Origin of the sequence: Pseudonocardia sp., assembly GCF_025965585.1 — a bacterium.
Lineage (GTDB): Bacteria > Actinomycetota > Actinomycetes > Mycobacteriales > Pseudonocardiaceae > Pseudonocardia.
Genome location: NZ_JAOPWR010000449.1, coordinates 1 through 13,704, shown reverse-complemented (window position 1 = coordinate 13,704; position 13,704 = coordinate 1). Strand labels below are relative to the sequence as shown.

General features: G+C 71.3%; 13 protein-coding genes and 1 pseudogene. 7 read left to right on the top strand and 7 right to left on the bottom strand.

The features are described 5' to 3' along the window. The 4 genes from JWR81_RS27630 to JWR81_RS27615 all read left to right on the top strand — a co-directional run. The coding region (locus JWR81_RS27630) for a PEP-utilizing enzyme (protein WP_297659231.1) at window positions 1-679 on the top strand (679 nt) is incomplete at its 5' end. Between the two features lie 2 nt (window positions 680-681). Next, entirely contained in the window at window positions 682-1,491 is an 810-nt protein-coding gene (locus JWR81_RS27625) for an NAD(P)-binding domain-containing protein (RefSeq protein WP_297659229.1), read from the top strand. Further along, window positions 1,488-2,678 (top strand): cytochrome P450, encoded by a 1,191-nt coding sequence (locus JWR81_RS27620; RefSeq protein WP_297659227.1) that lies wholly within the window; start codon window positions 1,488-1,490, stop codon window positions 2,676-2,678. Before JWR81_RS27625 ends, JWR81_RS27620 begins: the two co-directional genes overlap by 4 nt. Beyond that, window positions 2,666-4,312, top strand: a complete 1,647-nt coding sequence (locus JWR81_RS27615) for an OB-fold domain-containing protein (protein ID WP_297659225.1) — start codon at window positions 2,666-2,668, stop codon at window positions 4,310-4,312. The genes JWR81_RS27620 and JWR81_RS27615 overlap by 13 nt, the downstream gene beginning before the upstream one ends. Window positions 4,313-4,317: 5 nt before the next feature. Here JWR81_RS27615 and JWR81_RS27610 read toward each other — a convergent pair whose 3' ends face one another. Next, window positions 4,318-5,538: a CaiB/BaiF CoA-transferase family protein gene (locus tag JWR81_RS27610; protein WP_297659233.1), complete on the bottom strand. Its 1,221-nt coding sequence runs from the start codon at window positions 5,536-5,538 to the stop codon at window positions 4,318-4,320. An 11-nt stretch (window positions 5,539-5,549) separates the two neighbouring features. Continuing rightward, window positions 5,550-6,413: a mycofactocin-coupled SDR family oxidoreductase gene (locus tag JWR81_RS27605; protein WP_297659223.1), complete on the bottom strand. Its 864-nt coding sequence runs from the start codon at window positions 6,411-6,413 to the stop codon at window positions 5,550-5,552. An 87-nt stretch (window positions 6,414-6,500) separates the two neighbouring features. Here JWR81_RS27605 and JWR81_RS27600 point away from each other — a divergent pair, with 87 nt between their 5' ends. Further along, window positions 6,501-7,961 carry an aldehyde dehydrogenase family protein gene (locus JWR81_RS27600; RefSeq protein WP_297659221.1) on the top strand — a complete coding sequence of 487 codons (1,461 nt, stop codon included), beginning with the start codon at window positions 6,501-6,503 and terminating at the stop codon, window positions 7,959-7,961. Further along, on the top strand, window positions 7,958-8,446 hold the full coding sequence (locus JWR81_RS27595) for an isochorismatase family protein (protein WP_297659216.1): 489 nt from the start codon (window positions 7,958-7,960) through the stop codon (window positions 8,444-8,446). Before JWR81_RS27600 ends, JWR81_RS27595 begins: the two co-directional genes overlap by 4 nt. A 169-nt stretch (window positions 8,447-8,615) precedes the next feature. Here the strand turns inward: JWR81_RS27595 and JWR81_RS27590 are convergent, their stop codons facing one another. Continuing rightward, entirely contained in the window at window positions 8,616-9,224 is a 609-nt protein-coding gene (locus JWR81_RS27590; protein WP_297659214.1) for a hypothetical protein, read from the bottom strand. Window positions 9,225-9,275: 51 nt separating this feature from the next. Between JWR81_RS27590 and JWR81_RS27585 the strand changes: the two genes are divergently transcribed. Further along, complete coding sequence (locus JWR81_RS27585) at window positions 9,276-9,557, top strand: hypothetical protein (RefSeq protein ID WP_297659211.1); 282 nt, start codon at window positions 9,276-9,278, stop codon at window positions 9,555-9,557. A gap of 436 nt (window positions 9,558-9,993) precedes the next feature. On the opposite strand, the gene JWR81_RS27580 is transcribed toward JWR81_RS27585, so the two are convergent. The 4 genes and pseudogenes from JWR81_RS27580 to JWR81_RS27565 all read right to left on the bottom strand — a co-directional run. Next, on the bottom strand, window positions 9,994-10,995 hold the full coding sequence (locus JWR81_RS27580) for a phosphotransferase family protein (protein ID WP_297659209.1): 1,002 nt from the start codon (window positions 10,993-10,995) through the stop codon (window positions 9,994-9,996). A gap of 946 nt (window positions 10,996-11,941) precedes the next feature. Next, the gene (locus JWR81_RS27575; protein WP_297659207.1) at window positions 11,942-12,235 is read right to left on the bottom strand and encodes a helix-turn-helix domain-containing protein; all 294 of its coding nucleotides are present in this window, start codon (window positions 12,233-12,235) and stop codon (window positions 11,942-11,944) included. A gap of 286 nt (window positions 12,236-12,521) precedes the next feature. Continuing rightward, on the bottom strand, window positions 12,522-13,424 hold the full coding sequence (locus JWR81_RS27570) for an SDR family NAD(P)-dependent oxidoreductase (RefSeq protein ID WP_297659205.1): 903 nt from the start codon (window positions 13,422-13,424) through the stop codon (window positions 12,522-12,524). A gap of 79 nt (window positions 13,425-13,503) precedes the next feature. Continuing rightward, window positions 13,504-13,704: pseudogene (locus JWR81_RS27565) on the bottom strand (hypothetical protein); the annotation flags it as partial.

Genomic DNA, 13,704 nt, shown 5'->3' with positions numbered 1-13,704 from the left:
AAGCGGCACCGCGACCGGCCGCACTGCCCGCATGGTCGTCGGCGCCACCGTGGCCCGGGAACGAGCCCGTGACGGCGTCGTTCGCGTCAACCACCGGCTGCGCCTGATCGTGCGCGAACGCGGTCGCCGGCTCGTCGACGCCGGCGTGCTCGGCCACCCGGACGACGCCGTCCATCTCACCCTCGACGAGCTGTTCGCCCCGCCCACCGACGCTGCCGAGCGGGTCGCGCGGCGCCGTACCGAGCGCGACCGGCTCAAGGCGCTCAGGATGCCCGACGTGTTCACCGGCCGCTGGGAACCGGTCGGCGGCAGCGACCGGCTGGCGGTGGACACGAGCATCTCCGGCCTCGGCGTGAGCCCGGGCGTCGCCGAGGGCCCGGTCAAGATCCTGAGCGATCCCGACGACGACATCGAGCCCGGCGAGATCCTCGTCGCCTCGGTCACCGACGTCGGCTACACCTCGATGTTCGGCTACGCGGCCGCAGTCGTGACCGATATCGGGGGCTCGGCGTCGCACGCCGCGATCGTGGCCCGAGAGTACGGCGTGCCGTGCGTCGTCGACACCAAGCTCGCCACCGCCCGGCTGCAGGACGGGCAGATCGTCCGGGTGGACGGGACGGCGGGCACGATCACGGTCGTGCGCGACGTCGTGGCCCCCGAGCCCGCGCCGGCACTGTAGGGATGGCCCTGTACACGGTCGGGTTCCTCGGCGCCGGCCGGATTGGTGCGCCGATGGTGGAGCGGCTTCTCGCCGCGGGACATCGGGTGCTCCTGCACGTCCGGCGCCCCGGGGTCCGGACCCGGCTGGGAGCTCTCGGTGCCGACCTCGTCGGCGATCCCGTCGACCTGGCCACGGCCGACGTGGTCGTGAGCTGCCTCTTCGACGACACGCAGCTGCTCGCGGTCGCTCCGCCGATCGTCGCGGCGCTGGGTGTCGACGCCGCGTTCGTCTCGCACACGACCGGCTCCCCGGCCGTCCTCGACCAGCTCGCCAGCGGGGGAACGACCGTCGTCGACGCCCCGTTCAGCGGCGACGCCGACGCGGTGTCGGCCGGGAGGCTGACGGTTTTCCTGGGGCGCCACCGCCGCGGTCCACGACGTGCTGAGCGCCTACGCGGGCACGATCGTGGACACGGGCCCCGTGGCTCCGCACTGCGCGTCGAGCTGCTCAACAACCTGCTGTTCGCCGGCATCTCCCAGCTCACGGTCCGCGCGGCGGAGGCCGGCCGCGCGCTGGGCATCGCCGACGACGACCTGCTTGCCGCGCTGGCCGTCGCCAGCGGCGGGAGCACGGCGGCCCACTACATCCGCGACCGCGGCGGCCCTGCCGCGTTCGCCGCCGCGGTGGCGCCCGTGCTCCGCAAGGACGTCGACGCGGCCGGCACGCTCGCCGCGGCACTCGACATCGACCTCGCGGGGTTGCTCGCCGCAGCGACGGACGGCCCCATCGACCTGCACCCCATCGCCCGCACCCCGGAGGAGACGTCATGACCCGCACCTGCCCCGTCGAGACCTACGCCAGCAACGGCACCCCCGTCCCCGCGCTCGGCCTCTACACCGACATGGACGCCCGGCAGGACCGGGCCCGGCCGGTGCTGTGGAGCGACGAGGCCCAGGGCTACTGGGTCTTCACCGACAACGCGGTGATCCTCGACGGGCTCCAGCAGCCCGATCTGTGGTCGAGCTCGGTGATCGTCCCGACCGAGCAGGACCCGCCGTACAAGTGGATCCCCGTCATGCTCGACCCGCCGGAGCACACCCGCTGGCGGCAGCTGCTGGGCAGCTGGTTCACCCCGAAGCGGATCAAGCAGATGATCGACGACCAGCACCGGCTGGCCATCGAGATCGTGGAGCGGGTCGCCACGCGCGGCGAGTGCGACTTCACCCGCGACGTCGCCCAGGTTTTCCCGGCCACGATCTTCCTGGACATCATGGGCATGCCGCTGGACAAGCTCGACGAGTTCCTGGAGTGGGAGCACATGATCCTTCACCAGGACGGCGAGTCCGATCCAGACCACTCGATCCGCATGGCCGGCATGGGCAAGGTGATGACCTACTTCGCCGGGCTCGTCGCCGAGCGCCGGGCCCATCCCGACCCGGACGCGCACGACATCGTCAGCTCCGCGGTGTCGTGGGAGATCGACGGCGAGGCCGTCGACGACCGGGACGTCCTCAACTGCCTTCTGCTGCTGTTCATGGCCGGGCTCGACACCGTCGCCAACCAGGTCACCTACGCGATGCACCACCTGGCGACGCACCCGGATGACCGGGCCTGGGTCGTCGCCGAACCCGCGCTGGTGCCGCGCGCGGTGGAGGAGGTGCTGCGCGTCTACCCGATCGTGCAGACCGCCCGGAAGGCCACCCGCGACACGGATTTCCACGGCTGTCCCGTCAAGGCCGGTGACATGGCGCTGTTCCCGCTGGCCGCCGCCGGGCGCGACCCGCAGGCCTACGACGACGCACGGACCGTCGACCTCGACCGCGGCGTCACCCGGCACATGTCCTTCGGTGCGGGCCCGCACCGTTGCCTCGGCTCGCACCTCGCCCGCCAGGAGATGGCCGTGCTGCTCGAGGAATGGCACAAGCTCGTCCCGGACTACGAGCTGGTCGACGAGCCGCAGGAGTCGGGCGGTGGCGTGTGGGGCCTGCAGTCGCTGAAGCTGCGGTGGTCGCTCTGAGCACGCGACCCCTCCAGCCCTCACTGGCGACGGCGGAGTTCTGGGCGTCCGGCGCGGACGGCGTGTTGCGGGTGCCGCACTGCGGGGAGTGCGGCGGCCGGTTCATGCCGCCCCTGCCCGTCTGCCCCCACTGCCGCAGCCGCGATGTCGCGCTCACCCCGGTGTCGGGGTTGGCGGTCGTGGTCGGATGCACCGTCACCCACCAGGCGTGGCTGCGGGACTTCCCACCGCCCTACGTCGTCGCGATCGTCGCGCTGGAGGAGGACGACCGCGCGCGGCTGACCACGAACATCGTCGGCTGCGAGCCCGACGACGTGCACGTCGGCCTGCGGGTGCAGGTGCGGTTCGAGCGAGGCGACGACGTGTGGATCCCGTTGTTCGAGCCGATCCCGGACGCCGAGCCGGGCCCCCTGCCCGAACCGCGGGACGTCCGGTCGGCGCTGCGGCCCCCCGCGTCGAGCCGGCGGTTCGAAGACAGCGTCGCCCTCACCGGTGTGGGGCAGTCGCAGGTGGGCAGGCGGCTGATGGTCGACCCACTCTCGTTGACGGTCGACGCGTGCCTCGCCGCCGTCGGCGATGCCGGCCTGGAACTCGACGACATCGACGGGCTGTCGACCTACCCGGGGGCGTCGCCGGGCGGGATGAGTGAGGGCGGGGTCATGGCGCTGGAGGAGGCGCTGCAGCTGCACCCCACCTGGGTCAACGGCGGCGGCGACCTGCCCGGCCAGATCGGCTCGATCACCGCGGCGATGCTGGCCGTCGCCTCCGGGCTGTGCCGGCACGTGCTGTGCTTCCGGACGGTGTGGGAGGCCTCCCATTCGGCGATGGTGCGATCCGGCGCCTGGAGGTCAGGAGGGTGCCGGTCCTCCGGGATGATGGAGTTCCGCGCCCCGTTCGGCGCCATCTCGGCCGCGCAGTGGATCGCCTGCCAGGCCTCGCACTACATGCACCGCTACGGCGTCGGACGCGAGGCACTCGGGGCCATCGCGCTGACCGCGCGAGCCGGGGCCGGGCGCAACTCCGAGGCGCTCTACCGCGACCCACTGACGCTTGACGAGTACCTCTCGGCACGCATGGTCAGCACCCCGTTCGGGCTCTACGACTGCGACGTGCCCTGCGACGGAGCCGTCGCCGTGATCGTCTCGGCGGTCGAGACCGCGGCCGACCGCCCGAAGCCACCGGTGCTGGTGGAAGCGGTGGGCACCCAGATCCTGGAACGCCTGTCGTGGGACCAGGACACGCTCACCCACCTCCCGCAGTCGCTCGGCGCGTCGGCGCACCTGTGGACCCGCACCGACCAGCGCCCCGACGACGTCGACATCGCGCTGCTCTACGACGGGTTCACGTTCAACGCGCTGTCGTGGCTCGAGGGCCTGGGCTTCTGCGGACCGGGCGAGGCCACCGACTTCCTGGCCGGCGGGAAGACGATCGCCCTGGACGGCGCCCTGCCGCTCAACCCCCACGGCGGCCAGCTGTCGGCCGGCCGGTTGCACGGCTACGGCTTCGTCCGCGAGGCGATGCTACAGCTGCGCGGCGAAGCCGACGGACGACAGGTGCCGGCCGCCCGGCTCGCAGCCGTGACGGCCGGCGGAGGCGTCCCGTCCGGCGCGATGCTGCTACGGGCGGCCGACTGACCGGGTCAGGTGATCGCGCCCTCGACCTTGAGCTCGATCAACGCCTCGTCCGTCCAACCCAGTTCGCGGAGCACGTCGTCGGTGTGCTCCGCGAACTGCGGTGCACGGGTCAGCTCGACCGGGGTCTCGTCGAACTGGACGGGGCTGGCCACCAGCTCGCGGTCCACGCCGTCGGCGTCCACCACCGGTGCCACCTGGCCGTTGGCGCGCAGCGAGGGGTCCTGCCCCACCTCCCACGAGTTCTGTACGGCGGCCCACTGCCCGTCCAGCGCGGCGAACACCTCCAGCCACTCGGCGTAGGTCCGTGCCGCGAGGATCTCCGCGACGATCGCCGCGGCCTCCCCTGCGTTGGCCATGATCTTCTCGACGCTGTCGAACCGCTCGTCGGTGGCCAGCTCCGCGCGCCCAACCACCGCGGCGAACTCCGGCCAGTACCGGCCGGGCTGCAACATCGACAGCTCCAGCCAGCGCCCGTCGGCGCAGCGGTAGGCACCGATGAGCGGGTTAGTGGCCGAGCCGTGTCTCGGCGGCTCCGCCACGGGCAGCGGCCCGTCGGCCATCAGCGCGAGGTTCACCGAGAACTGTGTGGCCCATGCGCCCACCCCGAGCAGCGAGACGTCGACGACCGACGTCTCGCCGGTGGTCTGCCGCTTGAACAACGCCGCCGCGATGCCGCCCGCGATGGTCATGCCGCCCATCGAGTCGCCGTAGGCACCGGAGGGCATCCGGACCATCTGCTCGGCGCCGGGGGGCGTGACCCCCGCCGCGCTGCCACCGCGGGCCCAGAACGCGGTGCTGTCGTAGCCACCCTTGTCGGCCTCCGGCCCGCGCACGCCGAAACCGCTGCCGCGCACGTAGATGATGTCCGGGTTGATCGCGCGCACGTCGTCCAGCTCGATGGCCAGCTTCGCGCGGGCACCGGGCAGGAAGTTGGTCAGGAACACGTCGGAGCTACGCACCAGCTCCTCGAAGACCTTGCGGGCGCCCGGCTTCTCCAGCGCCAGGCCGACGCTGCGCTTGCCGCGGTTGGGCCCCTCCATGATCGGGAAGAACGACGGGCCCTTGCTCGACACGTCCAGACCCAGCAGCCGCACCAGCCCACGCTGGGCGTCGCCGCGCTCTGCGTGCTCGATCTTGATGACGTCGGCGCCCCAGTCGGCGAGCACCGCACCGGCGGCCGGCACGAACGTGAACTGCGCGACCTCGAGGACGCGCACACCCTCCATCGGACCGCCCATCAGAATGTCGGCTGCTGGGGACGGTTCTTCACATACGCGCCGGCGTCCACGCGCATCTGCATGCCGGTGACGTACCTCGACTCGTCGGACAGGAGGAACAGCACCATGGCGGCGATGTCCTCGGGCTCGACGAAGCCGACCGGCAGGGCGTTCATCCGCGGGAACGTCAGCAGCGCGTCCTCACGCGTCGGGTGTTCCAGATCGGGCCGGAACTGCTTGTACATGACGTCACTGTTGAGCATCGCGGTGTTCGTGTTGGTCGGGTGCACGGCGTTGGCCCGGATGCTGCGCGGCGCCAGCACGAGCGCCAGGTCGTTGATGAACGCCGCCACGGAACGCTTCGCGAACGAGTACCCGAGCCCACCGAACCCGGTGGCCGGATTGTCGGTGCTACCGGTGAGCAGGCCGGCGACCGAGCCGGTGGCCACCACCGATCCGCCGTCGACGAGGTGCGGCAGTGCGGCGTCGACCGCGTTCACCACGCCGTTGAAGTCGACGCTCACCGCGTCGAGGAAGGCCTGCGCATCGTCGGTGCCGAGCGGGCAGATGCCCGCCTGTGCCACCACGCCGTCGAGGCGTCCACCGAGCTCGGCGACGCAGGCGTCCACCGCTTCGCGCAGCCCGACACGGTCGCGGACGTCGGCCTTGCGCACGACGATGCGGCGGTCGAGCTTCTCCACCAGGCGCACTGTCTCGTCGAGGTCGGCCTGGGTCGCCATCGGGTAGGAGTTGGTGGCGACGTCCTCCAACAGGTCCACGCCGACGATGTCGGCGCCCTCCTCGGCGAGCCGTACGGCGTGCGCGCGGCCCTGGCCCCGCGCGATGCCGGTGATGAGCACGACCTTGCCGTCGACTCGTCCCATACCTGCGCCTCTTTTCTCGACGGATGCGTATAGATGAATCAGATCCAACACCTATCGGTGAGATGAGGGCAAGGATAAGGTCCGAACATGGCCGATCAGCTCTACATCGAAGGCGCCTGGGTGGACTCCGACGGCACAGCCACCGTCGACATCGTCGACCCCGCCACCGAAAAGACCATCGCCACGGTGCCGCAGGCGACGCGCACGGACGTGGTCCGCGCGATCGCGGCGGCGCGCCGGGCCTTCGACGCCGGCCCCTGGCCCCGCACCACTCCGCGCGAGCGCGCCGCGGTACTGCTGCGCATGGCCGACATCATGGAGCGTCGGCACCCCGAGCTGGTGGACCTCAACGTGCGCGAGGCGGGCTCCGTACGCGCGCTGGCCGAGACCATCCAGGTCGGCATCCCGATCAAGCACTTCCGCGACCTGGCCGAGCGCGTATTGCCGTCGTTCCCCTTCGAGGAGGCGATGCTGCCGACGGTCGGCGCGGGCGTCGGGCAGGGCGTGGTGCTGCGGGAGCCGATCGGCGTGGCCGGGCTGATCTCGGCGTACAACTTCCCGTTCCTCCTCAACCTGCACAAGCTCGGCCCGGCGCTGGCCGCCGGGTGCACCACCGTGCTCAAACCCGCCCCCGCCACACCGCTGGAGGCGTTCGTCCTCGCGGAGATCGCCGAGGAGGCCGGGCTACCGCCGGGCGTGCTCAACGTCGTCACCGGTGACGTCGACGCCGGCCACGAGCTGACCACCAACCCGCTGGTCGACATGATCAGCTTCACCGGCTCCGACGCCGTCGGACGGCGGGTCGCCGAGCAGGCCGCGGGCACGCTGAAGAAGGTGGTGCTGGAGCTCGGGGGCAAGTCGGCCAACATCGTCTGCGAGGACGCCGACCTCACCAAGGTCCTGCGCAGCATCCTCTTCGGGATGACCGTGCACGCCGGCCAGGGCTGCGCGCTGCTCACCCGCACGCTGGTGCAACGCTCGCGTCACGACGAGCTCGTTGGGATGATCACGGCGACGCTCGACCACGTGAAGGTCGGCGACCCGGCAGACCCGTCGACGGGGATGGGTCCGCTGATCAGCGCGGCGCAACGTGAGAAGGTCGAGGCGCTGATCAAGACCGGGGTGGCCGAGGGGGCGCAGCTCGCCTACGGCGGCGGTCGCCCGGCCGGGCTGAACGCCGGGTTCTACGTCGAACCCACGCTGTTCACGGGAGTGGACAACAGCATGACCATCGCGCGCACCGAGTTCTTCGGGCCCGTCGGCGTGGTCATCCCCTTCGACGACGACGACCACGCCGTCGCGATCGCCAACGACAGTCCCTACGGCCTGTCCGGCGGCGTGTGGTCCGGGGACCCGGCGCGCGCCTACGGCATCGCGAGGCGGATCCGGACCGGCCAGGTGTCGGTCAACGGCGGTGGCGGTGGGCTGTCGCCGCACGGTCCGTTCGGCGGCTACAAGCAGAGTGGCCTCGGTCGCGAGTGGGGCCGCTTCGGACTGGACGAGTACCTGGAACACAAGACGGTGACCTGGCCTGTCGCGGCCGGATGACCGTGCGGGGTCTCGATCGCGGGGAGCGCTGCGCCCTGGTGGTCAACGAGTGCCAGAACGCGATGGTGTCCCGAGCCCACAGCCGTGACGAGGGCCTCGCCGGCGAGATCGAGACCCGCGGGGTCATCCCCCGGATCGCGGAGCTGGCACGGGCCTGCCGACGTGCCGGGGTGCTGGTGGCGCACTCGACGATCGTCCTGCGTGCCGACGGCGTCGGCACCACGGCGTCGTGCCTGCTGCTCGGCGTCCTGGCGAAGTCCGGCACGTGCGTGGAGGGCCGGGCCGGGGCCGAGATCCACCGCGATCTCGCCCGCGCGATGAACACGATCCGCTCCAGCATCTCCCGCCACTGGAACGGACGGCGGAACAGCGCACGGCCCGTATCGAGACCCAGAGCGAAGAAGTCGCCGAGTGGATTGATGACCGAAGCGGCGTTGCGCCGTGCCACCATGGCACCTCCCTCATCAGCGGTCGCGTGTCAATAATCTGAACGATCACGCACTCGGAGGTACGGCGGATACGCATAGTTTTTCGGGCTAAAGGGCAGTCACGGAGAGCGATTTTTCCCGATCATTGCAGCTCAGAACGACGAACCAGCCAACGGGGCAAGCGCATTCATCTAGATGAACCACACCCGGAGTTACACGGCGGAGGTCAGTGGGCGCGCCCCGCCGCGGCCTCTTCGGAACGGGTGAGCCCGAGCAGGCCGATGAGGTCCTCGTGGAGCTCGAACCACACCGTGTGGTAGCTGTCCATGATCGGACGAGCGACCCATGCGGTGTCCCCCGCCGCGATCTCGCGGTCGGCACGGTCGAACCGGGCGACGTAGCGGGCCGTCCATGGCGCGATCTCCCCGACGCGCCCCACAAGCGGCCGCGCCCGGCGGTGCAGGTCACCCAGCCGCGCCAGCACACCCGAGTCGTACCCGGTGTCGGCGTGGTCGTTGGGCACACCGTCTCGAAGCTGCCAGTCGGTGACGATCTGCTTGAGTTCGCCGTTGAGGACACAGAACTCGTCGTACGCGGCGGCGAGCGCGTCGTGGTCGATCCCGGCACGCTCGCGGTCGAGGGCCTCCGCCGCGCGGGCCCGGCCGTCCTCGGACAGCCGCCAACCCCGAAGCGTCTCCTTGAAGGCGCCGTCGGCCACCAGCCGGTCACCGAGTCGCCCGACATCGGAAACGTCCAGCCCCAGGCTGTCGGCCACCTCGGCGGCGGCGACCCGGCCCTTCACCGCGACGATGCGCAGCACCGCGAGTTCGTCCATCGCACGAGCGTAGCGCCCGCGTATAGTTCCGTCAGATCCGGAGCAGCTGTAGTGTCCGCCTCCGAGCTGGGCGACACCGAGTTCGCACAGGCCGCCGCCGAGGGGCTGCGGCGGAACTTCCTGCACGAGTGGACCGACGGGCGCGCCGTGCACCCGGCCTCGATCGGCGTCAACGACTTCTCCGCGCTGGGCACCTTCGGCGGCCACGACACGTTGCGCACCCCCGGCTGCGCCCCGCGTCCCACGATCACTGCGCGGTTCCCTTGGCCGCCACCGCCGTCGTCGGGGGCCTCGCCCTGCTCGTGCACGCCGTCCACGAGGACCCGTCACTGACGACACGGGTCGCCACTCTCGGGGCGGTCGCCGCACTCCTGGCGGCGTCCACGATCGACGCGTCGGCGTCGACCGTCCTGATGGTCCAGTTGGAGCTGCTGACGGTCGCCGCCCCACTGCTGCTGGTCGTGGTCCGCAACGGGCGACGACGGACCGGTCCGCCCCGGCAGCGGAAGCCGTGGGGTGCCGCGACGGTGGGAGCGACGATCGTGCTCCCGGTGTCCGTGGTGGCCTGGCACCTTCCCGGTGGGTCGTCGATCGGATCTGTCGCCGGCGCCGGGCCGGCGCTACTGCTCGGAGTCGGGCTGGCGTTCTGGGGGCTCGCCGGAGCGTTGATGTCGCCACCGACATCGCTTTCGTCCCCCTTGCCGTCCGGCAAGCAGGCCCCCGCGGGGCGCCCGGCTTCTCCGTCCTCTGTCGACCCGTGCCGGCGCCCTCAGGACGTGAATGAGAGGCCGGCCGCAGCGAGCGGCGCCACGGCGGCTCCGACCGTCGCGAACCCCGAGCCGACCGTCATGCCCTGCTCGTGGCGCGCGTGGATACCCTCGGCGATCACCGCCGCCTTGAAGTAGCCGAGCGCCCGATAGAACCCGAGGTGGGGCAGGTCTCGTCCGGACACGACGGCGTAGCGCTGCGCGATGTCGTCGGGCGCGGGCATGCGCGTGCTGGTCGAGGCGGCGGCACCGCCGAGCACCGGATCGAATGCCGGATCGAGGTAGGCCAGGTGGAGACCGAGGTCGGCGAGTGGATCGCCGAGGGTCGCCATCTCCCAGTCGACGACCGCGCGGACCACGCCAGGATCCGCGGGATCGAGAATCGTGTTGTCGATGCGGAAGTCGCCGTGCACGATCGCGGCGCCGCTCTCGACCGGGCACTGGGCGGCCAGTCGCGCATGCAGTGTCTCGATGTCACGCAGCTCGCGGGTGGCGACCCGCGCCCACTGGCTGTTCCAGCGCCGTACCTGACGGTCCAGGTAGCCCTGCGGCCGACCGAATCCATCGAGTCCCACCGCGGCGGGATCGACCGTGTGCAGACCGGCGAGCACGTCGACCAGTCCGTGGGCGCACCGCTCGACGTCCTCGTCGGAGAGGGCGTCCAGGTCGTCGCTGGTCCGGATGACCCGGCCGTCGACATACTCGACGATCGTGAACGGCACGCCGAGCACTGACAGGTCCTCGCACGAGACCACAGCTCGCGCAACCGGCACCACGCTGGCCGCCAGGCCTGCCACCACGCGGTATTCCCGAGCCATGTCGTGCGCCGACGGGGTGAGGCCACCCAGCGGCGGGCGCCGCAGCACCCACACCGAACGGCCGTCGATGATCTTGTAGGTCAGGTTGGAGCGGCCACCGTGCAGCAACTCGGCGTGCAGCCGGCCGGTTCCCGGCAGCTCCGCATCGACGAACTCCTGTAGCGCCGCAAGATCGAGCCCCTGCACCGCAATCCCTTCTCCCGTAGTCACTTCTGTGCCGCGTAGCGCCTGCGCACGACGCGACGGGCGATGGCCCCACGGTGTGTCCCGGACGGGCCGTCGCGGATCCGGAAGGCCGCACCTCGCGCAGAAGGCGACCTGGCGGCACGTCACTCGAGACATCGAGCAGCGACTGATCCACCACCCGCCTGATCATGGGTTCGCGGAGATCGACGTCGGACCACGTCGAATCAGATGCGAGCGGCTCGATGGGCGAGTGCCGGCGGGGCTGGGCCAGATCGCCTGGGATCGCTCCGGGTAAGAACGACCCCGTCGTGTCGGCAGAGTTGGTGTGAGGCCGACTCGTACGCAGCCGCGATCGCCACTCGGATTCGTCCCGACGGCGGCCCGGGCCGACGACGCAGCGGGACAGGTCTCCATCGTCGTTCCCTCCTGGCGAGCCGAGCGGAGCCCGCCGAGCAGTCCTGCTGGAAATCTCGGCCATGCTCACATCGCATATCATGAATCTAGATGTACTGAGCGTACCTGGCACCGTCCGCGAACCGACGCAGCCACGCCGTGGGGGGTCCTGCAGAGCCTGGCGCTTGCTGCGGAGGCGCAGGCTTGCCGTCGGGGTCGGCCCGGCTCGGGTGCGTGGCCGACTCGTGCCGCAGGTGCGAGAACTGCCGGCGGGCGAGGAACGGAAATGCGGAGCCCTGGACTGCCGGTCATCACGGGAAGTGCTCCCGCGGATCAGCCTTCCGACGCGCTATGGCGCCAACCGGACGGGGGTGAGCGCGAGGTGCGACCGCCAGAGCTTCTCGTTGAACCAGCGGATCCCTCGGCACGTCGCTGGCCGCACCGCGCGGTCGTCCGGTCCGGAGAGCCGGAGGCCGGCATGCGTCATCTGACGCCGCGCCAACCCGCTGGTCAGCGGTTCTCTCTCACAGCTTGCCAGCTCCGGTCACCCCGCTCACGGCCGATCACGATCCGGCGCTCGCCAGAACGGCCGGCGAGATGAGCGGCGAGCTTGCGCACGCCCACCGGGTGAACGGGCAACCCAGCTTGCCCGGTCGGTCTTGGCCGTCGCGGTGATGAACGCGAGGTCGGCGTCATTGATCAGGCGGGGACGGCCTCCCGCCCACTGAGGGTCCAGCGCGGCGAGCCCCCGCTGGTCGAAGGCGTGGATCACATCGTGGACGGTGTCGGCGTCCGCGGCCACGAGCCGGGCGATCGCCGGCACCGTCGTGCCGGCCGCGGAGGCCATGATGATCGTCGCCCGGCGGACCGGGATCGGGTTCCCTGGCCACGACGCACGATCTGGGCCAGCCGCCGGCCCCCCTCGTCGGTCGACCGTCTCGCCTGGCTGGCTCTGCCACCCGACCTCCACCCTGGTCCCGCGCCGCAAGTCCACCACATGTCTCGGCGGCCCGGCCCCCCGCCGGACGCACCAGCGAAACGCCCGAGTAGCCAGGTACGAGGGCCGTTCCGCAGGCACGCCCAGCGACGACCTGGATCCACCGATATTCGCACCGGACTTCCGGCGCGGGACACTAGCGGATGACGCTCAGGCCGGGGAGCCCGGCGGGTGACGTGCCCATCACGACGCGCAGCCCGGCGTCGATCTCCGCGGCGTCGAGGCGCCCGCCGCCCGCCGCGGCGTGGCCAGGACGCACGGACCAGGGATCGACGGGATGCACGGTGTTGCCGTCCACCCGCAGCACCCGCCCGGTCAGCCAGCCGGATTGTTCGGAGCACAGCCACGCGACGACCGGAGACGAGTTGGCCGGGTCGAACTTGTCGAAGGTCCCCTCCGCCGTCCCGGCGAACCCTGTTCCGCTCGTCATGCGGGTGTTGGCCACCGGCGAGACGGCGTTCGCGGTCACGCCGTAGCGCGAACCTTCCAGCGCGGTCGTGAGGGTCAGGTTGGCGATGCCGGCCTTCGCCGCGCCGTAGGCCGCCTGGCCGACGTTGCCGGCCAGCCCCGTCCCCGATGTGGTGTTGACGATCCGGGCCGCCCGGGTGCGCCCGGCCTTGGATTCGGCCCGCCAGTAGGCACACGCGTGGCGCGTGAGCGCGAGGGTGCCTTTGAGGTGCACGTCGATCACCGCGTCCCATGCCGCCTCCTCCAGCGTGGCGATCATGGAGTCGCGCAGGATTCCCGCATTGTTGACGACGGCGTCGAGATGTCCGAACCGCTCCACGGTCCTCCCGATCAGTCCCTCGACGGCCGCCCAGTCGCTCACCGAGCTGCCGTCGGCCATCGCGGTGCCGCCCTTCTCCTCGATCGCCGCGACGACCTCGTCCGCGGGCGTCTCGAAGGACCGCTCGCCGCCGACGCCGACGCCGAGGTCGTTGACCACGACCGTGGCGCCGTGTGCAGCGAGTTCGAGGCAGTGGCTGCGGCCGATCCCGCGACCTCCCCCGGTCACGATCACGACACGTCCCTCGAGCATTCGATCACCTCTCTTGTGCGAACCTCGGCAGCGGGGAGATCCCGAGGTCAGGCCGATCCAGCGCATTCGTCGGGCGACGTCACGGCGAGCCCGTGACCACCGCCCACAGCTCCACGTCGGAACCGTCAGCGGCCAGTACGAGCTCGCCCAAGCGCTGTTCGTGCTCACGCTGGGTCCCGCCCTCGTCGCGCCAGGACCACAACCGCCGCGTGACGGTGTGCAGCACGTGCTCGCGGGTGATGCCCATGGCGCCGTGCACCTGGTGGGCGGCCGTCGCGAC